Below are 19856 nucleotides of genomic sequence, written 5' to 3' on the forward strand. Positions count from 1 at the left end.
CGATGCAAAACGGAAAATCGAAAGGGAACAACCAACTGGACGTGGGTCTATCAGGCCTCGGCTCCGAACTCTACGTAACCAAGGGGACATTTTTGCTGCACAGTTAAGGGGACATATTGCCTAAGTATAAACACCCGGCCGGCGGGAATCGGCCGCGGCGCGGCTACAGGTCGGGCTGCAACCGCGGCATCGCGCCGCTGCCCAACCAGTCGAGAAATTTTTTCGTCGTGAAATCGGAAATGCCGCCGGCGAACAGCAGGTCCGCCAGTTGAAACGACGGCTCGAGCGGCGGTTCGGGCACGCTCGGCACGGCCACCACGCGCATGAAGCCGGCCGCCGCCGCCTCCACGCCGAACGCCGAATCCTCGACCACGATGGTCTGCATCGGCTCCGCCCCGAGCCGCCGCGCCGCTTCCAGAAACACGTCCGGCGACGGTTTGCCGCGCGGCACTTCCTCGGCCGAAACCACCACCCGGAAGGCGTTTTGCAGCCCCACCTGTTTGAGCAGGGTCTGGATGACATGGAGCGACGAGCCCGACGCCACCGCCAGGGGATAGCCGCGGTCGCGCAGTTGCGTCACGAGCCGCGCCATTTCAGGAAAAGGTCGCGTTTCGGCCAACGCCAGTTCGAGGTAATAACGGTCCTTCTTTTCCAGCAACTCCGGCAGCTCGGCCTGCAGGCCGAACCGCTCCTTGACGTCGGTCATCATGAAAACGTTGCTGGTGCCGATGTAGCGCCGTTTCATGGCCGGGGTCAGCTCGATGCCGTATTCCGCCAGCAGCCGGCGATCGGCCTCGTAGTAGTTGGGTTCGCTGTCGATCAGCGTGCCGTCGAGATCGAAGACGATCGCCCGGATCGGCGGGTAGGCGTAGGGGCGGACCCGTTCGGCGATTTCGATGCGCCGCCCTTCCGGATCGCGCAGCGCGACTTCCCAATAGCCGTCGCCGGTCAGGCGCGGTTCGGTCAGCCCGTCGACGCCCAGCGCGGCCAGCCGCTCGTGTTCGGCCTTGATGTTCGGCACGGCGAAGGACAGGTGATCCGCCGGCGTCTCGGGCGCCGGCCGATCGGCGTAATGCAGGAGTTCGAGCACCAGGCCGCGCCCGACCAGAAAAACCGTGCGCAAGCCGGGCGTATGCACGCTTTCGTAACGATACAACAGCCGCAGGCCGAAAACGGTGCGGTAGAATTTTTCCATGCGGAACAAATCGCGCACCACGAAGCCGAGATGATTACCGTCCATTGCCATGGGTGCTTCCTCGCGTTGTTGACGGTCCCAGGCCGACCAACCTCGTTTTGTTTTAGCCGGAAAACGGCGGATGTCCAGCCGGGTGCGGGCGCGGTTATTTGCGACGGACGAAACAAAGCGCCGACCAGGCGGCGTCGATCGCACAGATTTTGAAATCGACCAGCCCGGCGGCCAGCCCGGACTCCCGCACCTGCCGCTGGGTCAGGTCGCCGGCCGGAGCGGCCTCTTTCTTGGGCCAGGCGATCCACAACTTGCCGGCGCCGAGCCGCGCGGCCTGCCCGGCGATTTTCGCGGCCAATTCCCGCCGCGTCCGGACAAACCAGATCGTCACCGCGGTCGTCTTGCCCGGCCGTCGGCCAAGGGCAGCGCCCTCCGGCAGTTCGCCGAGGGTCGCCTCGAAATCGGCGGGGGCATGCCGCAGCCAAACGCGGAAATTCGCCTTGATGCCCAGTTTTTTCACGAGCGGCGCGCCGGCGTAACCGGCAAAGCGGGAAGTCGGTTTGCGCGGCGCGACCGGCGGGTGAGTCAGCGCCGTTCGCAACGCCGTCGCAATGGCCTCCCAGTCGGCGTACACCGCGTCCGGCAGCAGGGCGCGGATGCCGGCGACCTTCACCGGATCGCCCGCGACGAAGACTAGCGGCACGCCGCGGGTCGCCTTGGCGTCGCGTACCGCCAGGGCTGCATCGCGGCCCTTCGAGGGGGCGCGGGACAAATCGATCACCACCGCTTCCGGCGGCGTTTCCTTCCAGCGGCGAAGCACTGCCGGGTCGAAAGTGGTCGCCTCGACCCGATATCCCAGGCGCCGCAATTCGGCGGCCCGCGCCGCGCCCGCCGCCGCGTTCCAATGAATCAGGGCGATCGTCATTGCCATCTCCCGTGGGAATAATGCCGCCGACCAAGGTTCAACTTCTCCCCGGACTTGTCAAATCGGCCGCGGTTCCCCTGGCCTGAGAAGCGGCAACCGTGTTAGGCTGACGAAAGCGAATTCGCGACGGAGTGCAACCGTGGAACCGGCGAAGATCGAAGTGACCGTCATCATTCCCTGCTACAACCTAGGCGCGTATGTCAAGGAAGCGGTGGAAAGCGCGCTGGCGCAACGCTGCCCAGCGGTCGAGGTCCTGGTGATCGACGACGGTTCGCGCGACGCCGCGACGGTGCGGGTGCTCGACGAACTGGCCGCCCGCCGGCCGATCCGCCTGATCCGGACGCCGAATCGCGGCGTGGCGGCGGCCCGCAACCAAGGCTTGCAGGAAGCGCGCGGCGAGTTCGTCTGCTTTCTTGACGCCGACGACCGGCTCGAACCCGACGCGCTGGCGACGCTGGCGGCCGCACTCCGTTCGTCGCCCGAGGCCGTCCTGGCCTACCCCTCGGGTTATCGGTTCGGCGCCTACCGGTCCGACCACTGGTATCCGAAGTTCAACCGCCTGCGCCTGCTGACCATCTGCACGATTCCGGTCCCGGCGCTGATCCGGCGCCGCCTGATCGGCCCGGCGCGCTTCCGCACGACGGCGCGCGGCTTCGAATACGAGGATTGGGATTTCTTCATTCAGTTGACCGCGGCGCGCGCCGCCGTTCACGTGCCGCAGGTGTTGTACGGTTACCGCGAGCGCGGCGGGTCGCGGGTCGACGACGGCCTGGCGCATCACGACGAGGTCATCGAGGATCTGTGGCGGTTCAACGGCGAGGCGTTTGCGCCGGCCGGCCTCCTCGCCGCCAAACGGCGGTGGGCGCCCGCCGTGGCCATCGAAACCGCCGACGAAGCGGGCCACGCGGACTGGCGCCGCACCCTCGAACAGCAACCCTGGCTGGACGCCTGCCTGATCGGCGACGAAACGGTCGTTCGCGAGGCGAAGTATCTGCTGTTGTGCCGGGCCGGAGCGCCGGCGGACGGCGACCGGTTGCGGCGCTGCCTCTCGATCTGGGAAACGGGCGAAAACGACGCCTTGTTGCCGGACGGTTGGGAGATGCGGCGGCACCTGGCCCTACAGGACTCGCCCGACGCGGTCGGCGGCCTGGCGGCCGCCTGGGCCGAAGCCGACCTCGAGGATTGGGCCGAGCTCGACGAACAACTCTGGCGCCTGACCTTGCCGGCCTGGACCGAAACACGGCTGCCAGCCGATCTGCACGAGCTGGCCGGCGCTCCCGCGCGCTGGCGGCGCGTCCGGCAACGGCTCGCCCGGGCGGGCATCCGCCGTTTCGCGCTGTTCGGCGCGGGCAAGCACCCGGCTTACCTGCTGCGGCGCGGCTGGCTCGACCCCCGGCCCGACCTGATTTTCGACGACCACTCGCCGCGCGCGGAACTCGGCGGCATCCCGGTGGTCCGGCCGACGCCGGAAAACCTCGGGCGGGTCGAGGCGATCGTCGTGTGCACCGACGCCTACGAACGGGTGCTGTATCGCCGGGCGATGGCGGCCGGGGCGGGGAAAATGCCGGTGCTGCGGATTTACACCTGAGGCTGGCGGAGGAACGTTTGATCGCGGGGGAGTCAATGACATGCGCCTGATGCTCATCAATCCGGTCGCGCGGAAGACGGAACCGCCGCGCTACTTTCCCTTGGGTTTGGGGCAAATCGCCGCGCTCGCGCAACGGGCCAGCTTCGAGGTCGAGGTTTTCGATCTCAATGCCCTGCGGCTGAGCGAGGCGGAGGCCGAAAGCCGGATCGCCGCCTTGCAGGCCGACGTTTTCGGGCTGACGGAGTTGATTACCGGCTACCGCGATCTGCGCTACCTGGTGGAACTGCTGCGCCGTTATCATCCGGACAAACCGATCATCCTGGGCGGCGGCCTGGCCTCCAGTTATCCGGAATACGTCATGACCCATACCGCGGTCGACCTCGTCGTGCCGGGTGAGGGCGACGCGGTGATCGTCCCGTTGCTGCGCGCCTTGCGGGACCGAACGCCGCTAGCCGCCGTGCCGGGCATCCTGTATCGCGACGGCGACGCGATCCGCCGCAATCCGCCGCCGCCGGTCGTCACGAATCTGGACGAATTGCCGTTTCCGAACCGCGATCTTTTTCCGGTCGACATTTATCTCGAAAACATGAAAACGGTCTGGCTGTTTTCGCGGCCGACCCGGTCGCTGTCGATGATCACCAGCCGCGGCTGCCCGTTCCGGTGCATTTATTGCGACAAGTCGATCTGGGGCGGGCGGTTTCGGCAACGTTCGGTCGACAGCGTCATCCGCGAAATCGAAACGCTGATTGCCGCCTACGGCCTGGAAGGAGTGCTGTTCGCCGACGACACGTTCGTGCTGAAAAAAAAATGGGTGCTCGAATTCTGCGCCGCGCTGCGCGAGCGGTTGCCCGGTTTTCGCTGGTCGGCCAACGGGCGCGTCGGCGTTCTCGACGAGGAAATGCTCGCGGCGATGGCGGCGGCGGGTTGCGACACCCTCGGATTCGGCATCGAGTCCGGCAGCCAGCTCATTCTCGACGAAATGCGCAAGGACGTGCGGGTGGAGGTCGCCAAGCGGACGATTCTGAATACCCGAAGCGCCGGCATCCGCCCGATCGCCTACATCACGATCGGCTCGTTTTCCGAAACGCGGGATACGATCGGGGAAACGATCCGGTTTTTGAAGGAAACCGGCCTGAAATCCGGCGCGAATTTCCTGACGCCGTTTCCCGGTTCGCCGCTCTACGACGAGGCGGTCGCCCGCGGCAAGCTGAACCTGTCGACCGAGGAACTGCTGAACAATTGGGAAGCCTGGAATCAAAGCATGTTGGTCAACCTGACCGGCCTGCCCGACACTGAATTGATCGAAATGCGGCAGTTGATTGCCGTCGCCTCCGGCGCGGTGAAAAATTCCCTCGCCTCGCGGGCGCAGCAACTCTCCGCGCAAAAACAGCAGGAATTGTGGCACTTGGCGTTGCAACGGTTGTCGGCCGCCGGTCACTCCCGCTTCGTTTTGTTCGGCGCCGGGGCGCACACCCGCCGCTTTCTCGAATGGTACGCCGGCCAGGCGGAAACCGAGGTGATCGCCGTTTTCGATCAGGACCCGGCCAAGGCCGACCCGCACGGCATCGGCGGCATTCCGATCGTCAACCGCCTGCCGGAAGGCGGCGAAACCGGCGCCGTGTTGCTTTCCTCCGACGCCTGGGAAGATCAAATGTGGGAGCAGGCGAAACTCTTGTTCCCGGCATCCATTGCCATCTTCCGCATTTACGGTTGAACGGCCGTGATAAAACGGATACGCCCATGACCCTGGACCCCGAACGCCTCTACCAAGAAAACCTTGCGGTCCTGAATGAATTCCGGCCGCGCTTGGCGGCGTTGCTGGCCGCCTGGCAACCGCGGCACGAACTGCGTTCCGTGCCGACGCCGGACGGCGAAGCCGCCCTGCAAGTGGTCACACCCCAAGGCGCGAACTGGTTGAGCGAGGCGGAACGGCCCAAGGAAAAAGCGGCGGCGTTTCTCGAGCCGCGAATGCCGGGGCCGCCGGATTATCTGCCGCTCCTACTGTACGGCGCACGAGCCGGCTACGAGCTGGCCGAAGCCTACCGCCGCCTGCGCCGCGAGACCGGCGGTTTCTGGCAGGCCTTGTACCTAGTAGAAGGCTCGCCCGATCTGTTCAACGCGCTGCTGCGGCTGCACGACCTGCGCGAATTGCTGGCCGCGGAAAACGTCTACCTGTTCGTCGGGCCGGAAGCGCTGCGCGAATTCGAACGCTTTCTGGCGGCGGACGACCGCAAGCCGCTACCGACGGCCGTCGTCCGGCTCGGCGACGCCGCCGGAGCGCAACAAACCCTGCAAAGCCTGCAGCGGGTCACCGCGTTCCGCATCGAAAAAACCAACCGTTTGCGCGCCCGCGTCAATCACTATTACAACGGTCTGACGCTCGACGACTGGCTGGCAGCCTTCGGAAAAGGCAGCGGCCTGCGCGCCCTGCTGATCAGCAATCGCTTTTCGTTTTTCGTGCAGTACGCCAACCGCGACATCGCCCAGGCCTGCGAAAGCCTCGGCCATCAGGCCCTGATTCTCGAGGAACGCGACCGCGTCGACCGGTTTTCGACGACCGTTCTCCTGGAAGCGATCGACCGTTTTAAGCCGCACCTGATCCATCACATCGACCACGTGCGCTGGGAAACGCCGGACAATTATCCGGCGCGGGTGCCGTTCGTCGCCTCGGTGCTCGATTACCTGCCGCGCCTCGAAAATGAGGCCGCCGCCGAACGCCTGACCGAATGGGATTACCTGACCGGCTACGTCAGCTACTGGCCGCGCTTCGGCTACGCCCCCGAACGGTTGATTCCCCAGGCGCCGATGACCAACGAGCGGATTTTCCGGCCCGTCGAATTGACCGCCGAACAGCGCCGGCGCTACGGCTGCGAGGTCAGTTACATTTCCAACATCAGTTGGCCGCCCGAGCGCTATGCCGAAGAGTCGATCGCCGAGGCGGGCCGCGGCGATCCGCACTACAAGCGGGCGGCCTACGACCTGCTCGCGGCGCTCGTCGAGCGCTACGAGCGCGGCGAAATTCTTTACCTGGAAGCGGAATACCGGGCGCTGATCGAATCCCTGCCCAGCGCCGCGCCGCTGACGCCGGCGGCCCGCAAACGGCTGGCGGTGGATTTTCTCGCCGGCGCCGGAGCCGCCATTTTCCGCCACGGGCCGCTGCTCGCCCTTTCCGCGGCCGGATTCGATCTGCGCCTGTACGGCCGCGATTGGGACCAGCACCCGCGCCTGGCCAAGCACGCCCGCGGCCTGGCCGAGCACGGCGAGGAAACCAACCTCATCTTCAACGCCAGCGCGATCAACCTGCACCTCAACCAGATGGGCAACGTCCACAACCGCCTGATCGACGGTTACGCCGCCGGCGGCTTCTTTCTGGTGCATCATCATCCGTATCCGGGCCAACTGCGCCTCGACGACGTTTCGTTCGCCGGGCCGAGCGACATCGCGGCCTTGGTCCGCCGGTGGCTGGCCGATCCCGCGGCGCGGGCCGCCCACGCCGCCGGGCAACGCCGGATCGTGCTGGAAAATTTCACCTACGCGCACCAATACCGGCGGCTGTTCGAGCACCTGCGGCGGCAATTCGCCCTGCGCAAAGATTGGCTCGGCCAATTGGCCGCGAGCGAAACACGTCTGCGCGAAGCGGCCGTCGCCGCGCCGCTCGGCCGTCGATTGGCCGAGCGGACGCTCGCCGGTTTCGCCGCCGACGCGCTGGCCTTCGACCCGCTGGCGCAATTCGACCGGTTGGCCGCGGCGCCGGCCGGCGACGCGATCAAACCGATCGCTTCCCTGCGATTGTTCATCGCCGAGTTGACGAAACGAATCATCGCCCTCGACCGGGAGCGGGCGGCCCGGGAGGCGGCCCGCGCCGCCGCCTATCACGCCTCCGCCGACCTGCTGGATATCCGGCATCGCCTGGATACGCCGGCCGCCGATCCGGCGACGGACGGGCGGCATCGCCTGATCTCGCACGCCGTTTACGACACCCGGGCGTACGCCGCGCCGTTCGGCTGCGCGGTCGCGCCGGACGGCCGGATTGCTTTCACCGCTTTTTCCGGGGATACCGAATCGGTCGCGCCGGGCGGGATTTTCGTGCTCGACCCGCGAACCGGCGCCGTCGAAAAATGGCTCGAAACGAACGGCCCGCTGGCCGGCACGTTCGGCGGCGACGGCGCGCTTTATGTTCATTGCAAGGGCGAGAACGCCGTTTGCCGCGTCACCGCGGCCGGCCGCGAACCGGTGCTGGCCACCGATCCGGCGGGCGATACGAAAACGCTGCTGTACGCTTGGCGGATCGAAGCCGATCGCTGGCTCTTGCTGGAACATTGCAACCAGCGCGTGGCCTGGTACGACGGGCGGGGCGTCCGCCAGGGCGCGGTCGTCGACCGGGGAGAATTCGAACAACTCCGCACGCCGGCCGTGGAAGGCCGCTACCTGTATTTCGTCGCCGATGGCCGGCTGATCCGCCGCGATTTGCGGGGCACGGAACCCGAGCGGAGCTATCCGCCCCCGCCGCTCGGCCAGTACAACGCGCTGGCCGTGAACGCCGGCACCGTGTTCGCAACCTTTGTGCTGCCGATCGCCGATCCGCGCACGGGGCGGACGACCGTCACGACCCTGGGGCTGGCGAGCTTCACGCCCGCTGGGAACTGGCGAAGCCTCGACTTCCAGCTTCCGGTCGCGCCGCGCACGCATTTTCTCGGAATCAGCGAATTCGGGGCGGAGCGCTACCTGAGCATCGTTTCCTACCAGGACAAGAAGGTGTTCGTCTTCGCCGTCGACTGAGCGCGGCTCAAACCAACAGATGCCGGAAGCGCACGCTGCCGAGGATTCGGCCCAGGCGCCAGCCGACGGTGGACAACCAATCGAGAAAATCGTCGGAGTAGCGGATTTCCCCGAGGTCGCTGACGGCCAGCCGCGCCCCGGCGCCCGCGGCCACCGCCGCCGCATGGGCCGGCGAAACGACATCGTTGGGTAGGAAGACAGCGATCGGGCCCGCCGTTTTCGCCGCGCGTTCCCGGACGACGTGCCGGGCCAGCCGCGTCAGCACCTTCGCGTCGTACAAGCCGAAAATCCGGATGCCTTCCTTTTCCAACGGCGCCAGTTTTTTCAGCAGTTCCGCTTCGAAGGCGTCGGTTGAAATCAGAATCGACCGGCAACCGCGCCGTCGCGCCTCGGACAGGGGTATGACCGGATAGCGGTCCAGTTGCTGGCCCGGCGTGGCTCGATCGTCGATGATGCCCCGGATTGGCAAGCCGGAAAAACTGGGCCGGGTGACCAGCCGGCGGGTGTGCTGGCCCGCGGCGTAGACGTAAAGCTCGCGCGGTTGTTCGTCGGCCAGGGAAAGCAGCGCGCCGTCGAGGTATTCGATCGCCGGCGGCAGCGGCAGCACCAAGACGTCGGCGCCGCGCCGGCGAGCCTCTTGCACGAATGCATGCGCCTCGAGCGCCGGAATGGTGATCAGCAGCGCGCGGCCGGTCTGCATCGCGAGGAAATCCGCCGGTCGCACCGGGCGGAGCCCTTTCGCGTCGGGCGGCGCGATGCCGTCGCGGGCGAATTCGAGGCCCTTCGCCGCCAGGGCGCGCCAGCCGGCCAACCCTTCGCGCAGCCGCTTGGCGGGCGGATCCTGGTTGACGGGAAAGGTGCGGTCGATATCGACGTGGCCGTAACCGTAACGCACGAAAACGCGGAACAGGCTTTGCAGCGTCTCGCGATGGTAGTGGTAGACGACGGCCCGCTCGTTGCCCCGCGCCTGCCAACGGCCGTCGGCGATCATGCGCCAGGCCATGTCGTGGTCGCCGCCGGAAATCATTTTTTCCTTGAAATTGCCGAGTTGGTCGAACACCGCGCGCCGGAAAAAGACGTTGGCGGTGATGATCGGCGGGTTCGGCGCGTTTTCGATGGCGGCCTGCCAGTTGAGGATCTGACGGCGGCTTTGCCAGCGGGCGATTTCGCTGTCGCTCTCGGCGCCGAAAAGGCGGCCGGCAACGGCGCCGATCTCGGGATGCTCGAACCACTCGGCGCCGGCCCGCAGCCAATCCGGATCGGCCTGGCAGTCGTCGTCGGTGAAGGCCAGCACTTCGCCGCGCGCCAGGCCCAGGCCGTGGTTGCGCGCCGCGTAGCTGGTTTGAATCCGGTCGAAATAGGCATAGCGCACGCCGGGGAACGAACGCACGATTTGCGCCGTGTCGTCGCGCGAACCGTTGTCCACGACCAGGACTTCAAAGCGGTCGCGCGGATAGGTCTGTTTTTCCAGCGACGCCAACAGCCGGCCGATCTTCTTGCCGCCGTTGTACGTGGGAACGATCACCGAAACAAAGGGCTGGTGGGGCGGCTTGTTTTCCCACGGCTCCCGCCCCAGCAGGCTGCGCGCGGCGCCGAGCACCTGGTCGGGCGTCGTCATGTCCAGGCACCACGCCCGACGCGGCGCGAAGACCTTGCCGGGCAGGTAACAGGGCGAGCACGAGACCGGCCGGCGCACGATGCGATGCGGGTCGACCAGCGGCGTGTTCTTTTCCCACGAGGTCGGGCCGTAGATGCCGACGACCGGCGTGCCGACGGCGGCGGCCAGGTGCATCAGCCCGGAATCGTTGGCGACGATCAGCCGCGCCTTTTTCAACACCGCGGCCACGGCCGGCAACGAGGTCTTGCCCGCCAGATTGAACGTCGGCGCGGTCGCCGCCCGCGCCACCTCGTCGGCGACCTCGGCCTCATCCGGACCGCCGACCAGCACCACGCCCAGGCCGTCGGCCGCCAGCGCGTCCGCCACGGCCGCGTAATAGGCCGGCGGCCAGCGCTTCACCGCCAGGTCGCCGTGGCAACCCGGATGCAGCGCGATGAAATTTTTCGGGACGCCGGCCGCGCGCAAGAGGCCGTTGGCGGCGACGGTCGCCGCCCGCGGCAGGGCAATTTTCGGGTAGGTCATTTCCGCCGCGTAGCCCGCCGCGCGCAGCAGGTCGAGGTTCGCCTCGACCTCGTGGCGTTGCGGATCGACCGCGAGCGCGACGGTGGCCAGGCCACGATTACGGCCGACGTCGTGGCTGACCGTGACGCGGGAGAAGCGGGTCGCCGCGGCGACCAGCGGCGATTGGCCGGTCGGGTAGGTGAACAGGGTCAAATCGGGTTTTTCGGCGGCGAACCAGGCCGGCGCGTCGAACTCCTTTTCGAGGATGACCATTCGGCTTTGCGGCCGGGCCAGTTCGGCGATCCGCCGGCAGCGCGGATCGAGCAGCAGCGTCAGTTCGGCGCGCGGCAACAGCCGCTCGACGGCTTCAATGAGCGGCAGCGCCAGAATGAAATTGCCGAGGCCGTAAAGCCGGACGATGACGACCTTGTGGATGGCGGGGCGCTCGCTGGCGGATTTTGCCTCGTTCATTTGCCGTGATCCCATTCGTTGCTCGTTACCGCGAACGCGACGCCAGGTAGTCGTCGAACCAGAAAGGACCGCCGTCCGGCCGCATCGAGTACATCGGCTGCACGACCAGTTTCGCGGCGCCGAATTCTTGCACGCGACGCCACAGGGCGTCGTCCTTGAAACCCGAGAAAAGCAGCACCGCGTTCTGGATCCGCGCGGCCTCGTCCAGCGTCAGCCGGGGCGCGTTGATGCTGCCCGAACGAATGATTTCCTCGACGTAGCCGACCGGCCGCAAGGCCCGAACGGCTCCCTCGTCGTCCAGCACCAGCGTGTGGTGTCCGCCGCCGAAGAGCACCGTCGGCCGGCCGCCGCGGCGGCGCAAGAACTCCGGCAGAAAGAGCCGCCGGAAGCGGTTGTGGACCTCGAACGGCGCCGGTTCGGTGGCGAGCGGCGGCACGAGCGACGGCGGCTCGTCAGCGGCCGCGAGCCGCTCCAGATACAGGCCGGCGCGGAAGTGCAGGAACGGCCAGACCGCCTCGCTTTGCGACCGTGCCAGTTCGAACAGTTCCCGCGCGCGGGGCCGGTCGCGCCAGAGGTAATGAAAAATCGCCCGGTCGTAGGTCAGCCGCAACAGGTGTTCCAGCGAGCCGTTCGCCTTCACCAGCGCCGCGAGGCGATCGATGAGCTGTTCGCTTTCGGGCAGCGACAGCCCGCCGAGAAAATCCTCGAGCACGACGAAGCGGCGGTCGATCTCGTCGGGCGGGAGGGAAAAGCGCTTTTGCGTGTATTGCCAGTCGGACGGCTGCGGCTCGTTCGGCGGCTCGGTCGCGGCCTGGTTGGGCGGTCGCCGCACCGTCTGGTAGAGCAAGGGCGCGCGCGGCTCGTCGACCCACTCGTAATCGCGGTTGAGGTAGTCGCCGAAGGTGTAGCCCATCTGTTCGACGGCGGTGAGCTTGGCCCGCTTGTCGAGATAGCCGAAATGCTTGACGCGGAAATTGACCCGCCCCCACAGGCCGTCGACCTGGTCGACGTTCGGAAACGACTTGTGGAACTTGATGTTGTAGTAGAACACCTTGCCCGGCGCGTAACGAAACATCAGCGGATGCATCGTTTCCAGATCGCCGTGCCGCTCGTCGCCGACGAAGTTGAACCGCTGGCACATCCAGGCCTTGTAGCCGGGGATTTCCATCAGGCGGCGGATGTTTTCGACGCCGCGCTCCTCGAGGGTTTCGTCGGCGTCCCATTTGACGATCCAATCCGGATCGGTCAGCGTGGCCAGGGCCAGGGCGATGCTCCGGTCGTGCGTCTCGTGGTAGAAGCCTTTGTTCATCGAAACGACGTGTCGCACCTTCCGGTGAGAACGCAGCAGCTTGACGGTGCCGTCGGTCGAGCCGTCGTCGTAGGCGACGATGTGGTCGCAGAACCGGGCGAGGTTTTCCAGGCAGCGCGGCAGGTTTTGTTCCTCGTTCTTGACCCGTAGCGCGGCGGTCAACACCTGTTTGCGAATACGCGGACGGCCCATCTACGCACCTCGCTCGTTGATCGAAAAACTCGCGTCCTCGATGAAAACGTACATCGGCAACCGCTCCTCCCGCAAGATTCGCCGCGGTTATCGACCGAAAAAACCAAAAGCTTGAATCGCGCCGTTTCTTCCCGGTCGCTTCGCTACGCCGCGGCGGGCGCCTTTTCCAGTACCGCCGCCAGCGGTTTCGGCTGTTCGACGACGCGCAAGCCCACCTCTCGGGCGACGGCCAGACTTTCTTCGAAGGTCGCCGGAGTGACGTGGCGCGGCGGCTCGATGAACAGCAGCCGGCCGCCGGGGCGCAACACCTCGACGATCCGGGCGAACAAATCCTTTTTGTCGGGCACCTCGTGAACCATGTGGATCGTCAGCACCAGGTCGATTTTTCCCGCCAGGTCGCCCACGCCCAGCGGCGGCGCGTCGCCCGACCGCGCCTCGATCCGCTCGGCCAGACCGGCCTTGAGCGCCCGCCGGCGCAACCCGTCCAGCATCTTGGGCTGCAGATCGACGCCGATCACCCGCCCGTCCCGGCCGGTCAGCCGGGCCGCCGGCAGGCTGAAATAGCCCATGCCGCAACCGACATCGAGAATCGTCAGGCCGGGGCGGATGTGCGGGGCCAGCATTTTTTCGGGGTTTTCGACCAGCTTGCGCAGCGGATTGATCAGCAGGTAGCCGAGCCACCAGGGACAAACGTGCGCCATGTTTTACCTCTCGTTTTTGACGGCGCCCTCGCTTGCCGCGAGGACCGCCGGAATGAATTCGAGCAGATCGTCGACGATGCCGACGTCCGCATATTGAAAAATCGGCGCGGCCGGATCGCGGTTGATCGCCACGATCGTGCCGGATTCGCGCATCCCCGCCACGTGCTGCGCCGAACCGGAAATGCCGCAGGCGAGGTAGACCTTCGGGGCCACCGTCGCGCCGGTCTGGCCCACCTGCCGCCGGTATTCCAACCAACCGTCGTCGCACAACGGCCGCGAGCCGGCCACGGCGCCCTTCGGAAACAAGGCGGCAAGGCGGCGGATCAGCTCCAGGTTTTCGCGCCGGCCGATGCCGCGCCCGGCCGCCACGACGACCTCGGCGGCCAGCAAGCCCGCGTCGGCGGCGTGCGTTTGGCGAACCCCGAGCGGCCGGACGGTCGAGGGCGCGGGCGGAGCCGACACTTTGATGACCCGTCCCCCGGCAGCCGGTTCGAGGGGGGCGCGCGGAAAAGCGCCGGGTTGCACGGTCAACACCGTCAGCGGCGCGACGGATTTCATCCAACCGTGCAACTTGCCGTTGTAAAGCGGCCGGCGGAAGAGCAGTTCGTCGTTTTCGCGGGCGATCGCCTCGACACCGGTCAGGCAGGCGGCTTCCCGGCGAGCGGCCAGGGTGGGTGCCAGGTCGAGGCCGAGTGAATCGTGCCGCAAAACGAGGTGCGTCGCGCTTCGTTCGGACAAGATCTCCGTCAACACCGCCGACCAGACCTCGCGCCAATATCCCGCCGCGCCGGCCGTCTCGACAGCGTAAACATCCACACCGGCAGCCGCCAATTCCCGCGCCGGCGGATCGGGGTCGGCGCCGAACAGTGCGACCGCGATTTCCGCGCCTTCCGGGCCGGCCAGCCGGCGGGCGGCGGCGAGCAATTCAGCGGCCTGATCGATCGCCGCTCCGGAATCGGCGTCGACCGCCAGGACGATGGCGAGCTTCGCGGCCGCGGCGTTCACAGCAAGCCCTTTTCTTGCAGCAGCGCAAGCAGCCGCGCGGCGTTTTCCGCCCGCGTGCCGTCGAGCACAACACCCGCCCGCTGCCGTTGCGGCTCGGTCAGCCGCGCCAGGATTTGCCGTGGCGCAGCAAATCGGCCGACGTCCCAGACCGGGATTGTCACGCGGTGCGCGCGCAATAGATGCGAGACGGCCGGATAACGGGGCCGGTTGAGGCCGCTTTGCACGGTCAGCAGGCACGGCAGCGGCAGCGCCAGCCGTTCGCGCCGGCCGCCCTCGAGTTCGCGCTCGACCTCCGCCGCGCCGTTCGCCGCGTCGATTTGCGCGGCGACGATCGCCGTCGCGCAAGGCAGCGACAACACCGCGGCCAGCACCGGTCCGACCACGCCCTGCATTTCGTCCTCGGAAACCGCGCCGCAAAGAATCAGCTCGTAGGAATCGTTTTTGGCGAAAGCGGCCAGCCGGCCGGCGACGGCGAAGGGATCGGCCGGCGATTCGGCCAATAGCAGAAAGCCGCGATCGGCCCCCATGCCCATCGCGCGCCGAAGCACGTCGACCGCCCGCGCCGGTCCCACGGAAACCGCGTCGACCGTGGTCCCGGGATTCGCTTCCTTGATCAGCAGGGCTTCCTCGACGGCCAATTCGTCGTAACGGTTCAGCCGATAAATGGCCTCGTCGGGAATCCGTAGCGAACGGCCGTCGGCGCCGAGGCGCGGCATCGCGTCGGGGTCGAGCACCTGCTTGACGCAAACCAGAATGCGCATGCGGCCTTCCTCCGGCGGCGGTGGGGGTGTGCCGAAACGTTACCCGGCTTTGCCGGGCCGCGCAATGCAACGCGCGCTTTCTTGACACCCCGGACCCCGGCTGCAATCATGCCGAGCGGACAGCACTTTCCTCGGCAACAAGGACCGGAAACACATGAGCGCCATCTACCTCGTCCGACACGGCCAGGCCACCGTCGATGGTCCGGAATACGACGTCCTTTCGCCGCGCGGCATCCGCCAGGCGCAAATCCTGGGCGCGTACTTTCTCCGCACAGGTTGCCGGTTCGCGCGGTTTTACAGCGGCGGTTTGCAGCGGCAGAACGACACGGCGCGCCGGATCACCGCCGCGCTGGCCGACGGCGGCCCGCCGCCGGAGCCGGAGATTTTTCCGGAGTTCGTCGAACACGACACGCCGGCGATCGTGCGCGCCGCCCTGCCCGGCATCGACGGCCGCGATTACGACCGCCTGAAAAAGCTGCCCCTCGAGGAACGGCGCGACCTCAAGCGGATCATCGGCCGGGCGCTGTTGGACTGGGCGGCCGGCGATCTGACGCTGCCGGGCGTCGAATCGCGCCGCGATTTCGTCGCGCGGGTCCGCGCCGGGCTGGAGCGTGCCGCCGTCGCGGCCCCGGCCGGCGAGAACAAGCTGATCGTCACTTCCGGCGGCCCGATCGGCGCGGCAATGCAGCTCGCGCTGGGCCTGACCGACCGGGAAGCGGTGGAGCTTTCCTGGATCGTGCGCAACGCGTCGGTCACCGTGCTCAAACGCCGGCGGGACCGCTGGGCGCTGGTGTCGTTCAACTCCGTCGCGCATCTCGAAATGGAACGCGAGCCCGACCTGCTGACTTACGTCTAAGGCGGGCGGCCGCCGCGGGAGGAACCGATGGACTTTGCCGTTTCCGAAAAAATGCGGGTGATCCTCGGCCTGATCGACGAATTCGTCGAGCGGGAACTGCTGCCGCTCGAGCCCGAGTTTGCGACGCGCGAATTTCGCGACCTGCTGCCGGTGCTGGAGGAAAAACGGGCGCTGGTGAAGCGGATGGAACTGTGGGCGCCGAACCAGCCGCGCGAATACGGCGGCATGGGCCTGAACCTGGTGGAACACGGCCTGGTTTCGGAAGCGCTGGGCCGCACGCCGCTGGGGCACTACGTCTTCGGCTGCCAGGCGCCCGACGCCGGCAACATGGAAATCCTGCACCTGTTCGGCAGCGACGCGCAGAAAGAGCGGTACCTGCGGCCCCTCGTCGCCGGGCAAATCCGCAGTTGCTTCGCGATGACCGAGGTCGATTTGCCGGGCTCGAACCCGGTGATGCTGGCCGCCACGGCGACGAAGGACGGCGGCGATTACGTGATCAACGGCCACAAGTGGTACACGACCGGCGCGGATGGGTCCGCGTTCGCCGTCGTGATGGCCGTCACCCACCCCGATGCCCCGCCGCACCTGCGCGCCAGCATGATCATCGTGCCGGCGGGCACCCCGGGCTACCGGCTGGTGCGCAACATTCCGGTGATGGGCCATGCCGGCAGCGACTACTTCAGCCACGGCGAGGTCGTGTTCGAAAACTGCCGTGTGCCACAAACGAACCTGCTGGGCGGCGAGGGCTTCGGCTTCGCGATCGCCCAGGAGCGGCTCGGGCCGGGCCGCATCCACCACTGCATGCGCTGGCTGGGCATCTGCCGCCGGGCCTTCGACCTGCTGTGCAAGCGGGCGACCGAGCGCCCGATCGATCTCGACGGCCACACGCTGGCCTCGACGCAGATCGTCCAGACCTGGATCGCCGAAAGCGCCGCCGAAATCCAGGCGGCCCGCCTGCTGACCCTGCACGCCGCCTGGAAAATCGACCAACTCGGCCCCAAGCAGGCGCGCGACGAGATTTCGCTGATCAAGTTCACGGTCGCCGCCGCCATGGAGCGCGTGGTCGACCGCGCCCTGCAGGTGCACGGCGGGCTGGGCATGACCGACGACACCATCCTGGCCTTTTTCTACCGCCACGAACGGGCGGCGCGCATCTACGACGGCGCCGACGAGGTCCACAAGATTTCCTTCGGCAAGCGGATGGCCAAACGCTACGAAAACAAAAAGGTGCGGTAAGCTCGGGAGGCGGACGATGGATTTCCTCGACCAACCCAGGGCCGTTCGCGAGGGCGAGGCGCTCGATTGGGCGGCGATCGAAACCTTTCTCAAGGATTCCATTCCGGGCCTCGCCGGGCCGCTCGCGGCCAAGCAGTATCCCAGCGGGTTTTCGAACCTGACCTACCTGATTTCCGTCGGCGGGCGCGAACTGGTGCTGCGCCGGCCGCCCTTCGGCACCAAGGCCAAGAGCGCCCACGACATGCGGCGCGAGTACCGCATCCTGCGCGCGCTCAAACCGGTTTTTCCATACTGCCCCGAACCGCTGGCCTACGGCGATGATGCGGCCGTGATGGATTGCCCGTTCTACGTCATGGAACGGCTGCCGGGCATCATCCTGCGCGCCAATCCGCCCCAAGGTTTCGCGCTGGAGGAAGCACAAGCCGCGCGGCTGTGCGAAAACCTCGTCGCCGTCTGGGCCCAACTGCACCGGGTGGATTACCGGGCCATCGGCCTGGCGGATCTCGGCAAGCCGGAAGGCTACGTAGCGCGCCAGGTCGAGGGCTGGAGCGGCCGCTACCGCAATGCCCGCACCGACGACGCGCCGGACTTCGAGGCCGTGATGGCCTGGCTCCGGGAGCGGCAGCCGCCCGACTCGCCGGCGCCGGCGCTGATCCACAACGATTACAAGTTCGACAACCTGGTGCTCGACCCGGCCGAACCGGAAAAGATCATCGGCGTGCTCGACTGGGAAATGGCGACGATCGGCGATCCGCTGATGGACCTGGGCGGCTCCCTGGCCTATTGGGTCGACCGCGACGATCCCGAGGATATGCAACTGCTGCGCCAGTCGCCGACCCACCTGCCCGGCATGCTGACACGCCGCGCGGTGCTGGACCGTTACGCCGCGCTGACCGGCCGGACCGTCGAACCCTTTGCTTTCTATTATTGCTTCGGCCTGTTCCGGCTCGCGGTGATCGCGCAACAGATCTATTACCGCTTCTATCACGGGCAGACGAAAGACGCGCGGTTTCAGATGTTGATCTTCGCCGTGAAGATCCTCGAACAGACGGCGCGGCAGGTGATCGACCGCGCGGGCTGAAAAACTTTTCAGGCGACGCGGCCAGCCCACCGCCAGGCCAGCAAACCCAACAACAGCAGCACCGGCAGCACCCACGCGGCCGTCGAATCGCCGGCCCCAACGGCGCAACCGCAAACGGGATCGTCGGCGCCTTCTTCAGGCTCGGCTTCCGCGGCCGCACCGTCGCAAACCGCCGCCTCATCGGCACAGGCCGCCGTGAATTCGCTCACGAACGTCGCGACGCCCGAGCCGGCGTATTCGTTCCACTCGCCGCCGCTTTTCCGGTACAGCCGGTAGGTCACCAGGCCCGCCGGTACACAGAGATCGGGCACCACGTAACGGCCGTCGGCCGTCAAATCGGCATCAGCGATCGGTTGATCGTCCAGCAAAAGCTCGTCGCCGGCGTCGCTTTCCCGCACGAGCCGATGTTCCTTTCCGGTCACCAGGTTGAGCAGGACCACGCAGATGCTTTGGCTCCGCGCGACGAGAACGATGTTCTGGTCGTCCTCGTCCGGCACCGGATTGGCCGCGGCGAGGGCCGGCAAGATCAGCAAAAAAAACAGTACGCTTCCTGCGATCATTTTTTTCATGGGTCACCAATCCTTTTTTTTCTGTCGCGCCGGTTGATTGTCTGATTCGAAGTAGGCGAATTTTATCGCACTGTGCCCGATTGCGCCAAGCGCCGGCGCACCGAAAGATTGACAAACGGGGTCGCGGGTTTGATTCTGGGGCGATCGTCAAGCGACAGACAGGCGGAACCGACCATGACCGAATCCCATCGGCTCGAGGCCTTCAAGGAACAGACGCGGAGCGAGGAAATCGCCAACAGCATCACGCACGGCGTCGGCGCCGGGCTGGCGATCGTCGCGCTGACCCTGCTGGTGACGCTGTCGTTCCTGTTCGGCGACGGCTGGCGCATCGTGAGCACCGGCGTATACGGCCTGACGATGGTTTTTCTCTACCTGGCCTCGTCGCTTTACCACGGCGTCCGCGCGCCGCGCGCCAAGGAAATCCTGCACCGATTCGATCACGCCGCGATCTACCTGTTGATCGCCGGCACCTACACCCCGCTGGCGATGGTCACGCTGCGCGGGCAGCACGGCTGGTGGCTGCTCGGCTTGATCTGGGTTCTGGCGCTGGCGGGCGTGGCGCTGACCTTCGCGCCGTGGCGCGTATTCCGCCGGGCGCCGGCGCTGCTCTACGTCGGCATGGGGTGGATCGGCGTGGTGGCGGTCGGCCCGCTCTGGCGCGCCCTGGGCGCGCCCGGCATGTTCTGGCTGGGCGCCGGCGGCCTGCTGTACACGGGCGGGGTGGTTTTCTACCGTTGGAAGAGCCTGCCTTACAATCACGCCATCTGGCACCTGTTCGTCCTGGGCGGCAGCTTCTGCCACTTCATCCTGATTTTCGGTTACGTGGTGGTGAACTGGCAGTGGTGACGGCGGCGCCGCCGCGCGCCGGTCATTCGAAATCGACGGGGTACCGGGCCGCCAGATCCGCCGGAATGCCGTGGGCCTCGGCGATGGCGCGATGTATTAGCTTAGCGACTTTGTCCCCTGTAACTGCTTAGCGATTATGTCCCCCATGAAGAAGGACATGATTTCGATGACTCCCAAGGAGTTACAGCGGATGAGGTTGCTGGTCTGCGTCCTGGAGGGGCAGCTGCCCCTC

At 66.7% G+C, this 19856-nt stretch carries 15 protein-coding genes; 7 read left to right on the forward strand and 8 right to left on the reverse strand.

The annotated features are described in order from the left end of the window. Window positions 1-163 precede the first annotated feature (163 nt). Window positions 164-1246: an HAD-IA family hydrolase gene (locus GX444_18830; GenBank protein NLH50636.1), complete on the reverse strand. Its 1083-nt coding sequence runs from the start codon at window positions 1244-1246 to the stop codon at window positions 164-166. Between the two features lie 94 nt (window positions 1247-1340). After that, a complete protein-coding gene (locus GX444_18835; GenBank protein NLH50637.1) occupies window positions 1341-2111 on the reverse strand; it encodes a hypothetical protein in 771 nt (256 codons plus the stop codon). A gap of 139 nt (window positions 2112-2250) precedes the next feature. On the opposite strand from GX444_18835, the gene GX444_18840 reads away from it, so the two are divergent. From GX444_18840 to GX444_18850, 3 genes are read left to right on the forward strand one after another with little or no spacing between them, the layout of a single operon-like run. Continuing rightward, on the forward strand, window positions 2251-3699 hold the full coding sequence (locus GX444_18840) for a glycosyltransferase family 2 protein (GenBank protein NLH50638.1): 1449 nt from the start codon (window positions 2251-2253) through the stop codon (window positions 3697-3699). A gap of 40 nt (window positions 3700-3739) precedes the next feature. Then, window positions 3740-5413 (forward strand): B12-binding domain-containing radical SAM protein, encoded by a 1674-nt coding sequence (locus tag GX444_18845; protein ID NLH50639.1) that lies wholly within the window; start codon window positions 3740-3742, stop codon window positions 5411-5413. A gap of 26 nt (window positions 5414-5439) precedes the next feature. Then, window positions 5440-8478 (forward strand): glycosyltransferase, encoded by a 3039-nt coding sequence (locus GX444_18850; protein NLH50640.1) that lies wholly within the window; start codon window positions 5440-5442, stop codon window positions 8476-8478. A gap of 7 nt (window positions 8479-8485) precedes the next feature. On the opposite strand, the gene GX444_18855 is transcribed toward GX444_18850, so the two are convergent. The 5 genes from GX444_18855 to GX444_18875 form a co-directional block, all read right to left on the reverse strand. Continuing rightward, window positions 8486-11068 carry a glycosyltransferase gene (locus GX444_18855; protein ID NLH50641.1) on the reverse strand — a complete coding sequence of 861 codons (2583 nt, stop codon included), beginning with the start codon at window positions 11066-11068 and terminating at the stop codon, window positions 8486-8488. Between the two features lie 25 nt (window positions 11069-11093). Next, window positions 11094-12569, reverse strand: a complete 1476-nt coding sequence (locus GX444_18860) for a glycosyltransferase (protein ID NLH50642.1) — start codon at window positions 12567-12569, stop codon at window positions 11094-11096. A gap of 143 nt (window positions 12570-12712) precedes the next feature. Continuing rightward, entirely contained in the window at window positions 12713-13270 is a 558-nt protein-coding gene (locus tag GX444_18865; protein NLH50643.1) for a class I SAM-dependent methyltransferase, read from the reverse strand. Between the two features lie 3 nt (window positions 13271-13273). Then, window positions 13274-14275, reverse strand: coding sequence for an electron transfer flavoprotein subunit alpha/FixB family protein (locus GX444_18870; GenBank protein ID NLH50644.1), 1002 nt, complete (start codon window positions 14273-14275; stop codon window positions 13274-13276). Next, window positions 14272-15036 carry an electron transfer flavoprotein subunit beta/FixA family protein gene (locus tag GX444_18875; protein ID NLH50645.1) on the reverse strand — a complete coding sequence of 255 codons (765 nt, stop codon included), beginning with the start codon at window positions 15034-15036 and terminating at the stop codon, window positions 14272-14274. The genes GX444_18870 and GX444_18875 overlap by 4 nt, the downstream gene beginning before the upstream one ends. 154 nt (window positions 15037-15190) lie before the next feature. Between GX444_18875 and GX444_18880 the strand changes: the two genes are divergently transcribed. From GX444_18880 to GX444_18890, 3 genes are read left to right on the forward strand one after another with little or no spacing between them, the layout of a single operon-like run. Then, complete coding sequence (locus GX444_18880) at window positions 15191-15892, forward strand: histidine phosphatase family protein (GenBank protein NLH50646.1); 702 nt, start codon at window positions 15191-15193, stop codon at window positions 15890-15892. 27 nt (window positions 15893-15919) lie between these two features. Beyond that, a complete protein-coding gene (locus GX444_18885) occupies window positions 15920-17128 on the forward strand; it encodes an acyl-CoA dehydrogenase (GenBank protein NLH50647.1) in 1209 nt (402 codons plus the stop codon). Between the two features lie 16 nt (window positions 17129-17144). Next, the gene (locus tag GX444_18890) at window positions 17145-18209 is read left to right on the forward strand and encodes a phosphotransferase family protein (GenBank protein NLH50648.1); all 1065 of its coding nucleotides are present in this window, start codon (window positions 17145-17147) and stop codon (window positions 18207-18209) included. A gap of 8 nt (window positions 18210-18217) precedes the next feature. Here the strand turns inward: GX444_18890 and GX444_18895 are convergent, their stop codons facing one another. Beyond that, on the reverse strand, window positions 18218-18778 hold the full coding sequence (locus GX444_18895; GenBank protein NLH50649.1) for a hypothetical protein: 561 nt from the start codon (window positions 18776-18778) through the stop codon (window positions 18218-18220). A 174-nt stretch (window positions 18779-18952) separates the two neighbouring features. On the opposite strand from GX444_18895, the gene GX444_18900 reads away from it, so the two are divergent. Then, on the forward strand, window positions 18953-19624 hold the full coding sequence (locus GX444_18900; protein ID NLH50650.1) for a hemolysin III family protein: 672 nt from the start codon (window positions 18953-18955) through the stop codon (window positions 19622-19624). Window positions 19625-19856: the final 232 nt, after the last annotated feature.

Source organism: Myxococcales bacterium (assembly GCA_012517325.1).
GTDB lineage: Bacteria > Lernaellota > Lernaellaia > Lernaellales > Lernaellaceae > JAAYVF01.

Excerpts from the sequence above, each read along its gene's own strand:
- GX444_18855 (NLH50641.1), bottom strand. The coding sequence starts at position 11,068 with ATGAACGAGGCAAAATCCGCCAGCGAGCGCCCCGCCATCCACAAGGTC.
- GX444_18900 (NLH50650.1), top strand. The coding sequence starts at position 18,953 with ATGACCGAATCCCATCGGCTCGAGGCCTTCAAGGAACAGACGCGGAGC.
- GX444_18880 (NLH50646.1), top strand. The coding sequence starts at position 15,191 with ATGAGCGCCATCTACCTCGTCCGACACGGCCAGGCCACCGTCGATGGT.
- GX444_18885 (NLH50647.1), top strand. The coding sequence starts at position 15,920 with ATGGACTTTGCCGTTTCCGAAAAAATGCGGGTGATCCTCGGCCTGATC.
- GX444_18895 (NLH50649.1), bottom strand. The coding sequence starts at position 18,778 with ATGAAAAAAATGATCGCAGGAAGCGTACTGTTTTTTTTGCTGATCTTG.
- GX444_18850 (NLH50640.1), top strand. The coding sequence starts at position 5,440 with ATGACCCTGGACCCCGAACGCCTCTACCAAGAAAACCTTGCGGTCCTG.
- GX444_18890 (NLH50648.1), top strand. The coding sequence starts at position 17,145 with ATGGATTTCCTCGACCAACCCAGGGCCGTTCGCGAGGGCGAGGCGCTC.
- GX444_18845 (NLH50639.1), top strand. The coding sequence starts at position 3,740 with ATGCGCCTGATGCTCATCAATCCGGTCGCGCGGAAGACGGAACCGCCG.
- GX444_18875 (NLH50645.1), bottom strand. The coding sequence starts at position 15,036 with ATGCGCATTCTGGTTTGCGTCAAGCAGGTGCTCGACCCCGACGCGATG.
- GX444_18830 (NLH50636.1), bottom strand. The coding sequence starts at position 1,246 with ATGGCAATGGACGGTAATCATCTCGGCTTCGTGGTGCGCGATTTGTTC.
- GX444_18865 (NLH50643.1), bottom strand. The coding sequence starts at position 13,270 with ATGGCGCACGTTTGTCCCTGGTGGCTCGGCTACCTGCTGATCAATCCG.
- GX444_18860 (NLH50642.1), bottom strand. The coding sequence starts at position 12,569 with ATGGGCCGTCCGCGTATTCGCAAACAGGTGTTGACCGCCGCGCTACGG.
- GX444_18835 (NLH50637.1), bottom strand. The coding sequence starts at position 2,111 with ATGACGATCGCCCTGATTCATTGGAACGCGGCGGCGGGCGCGGCGCGG.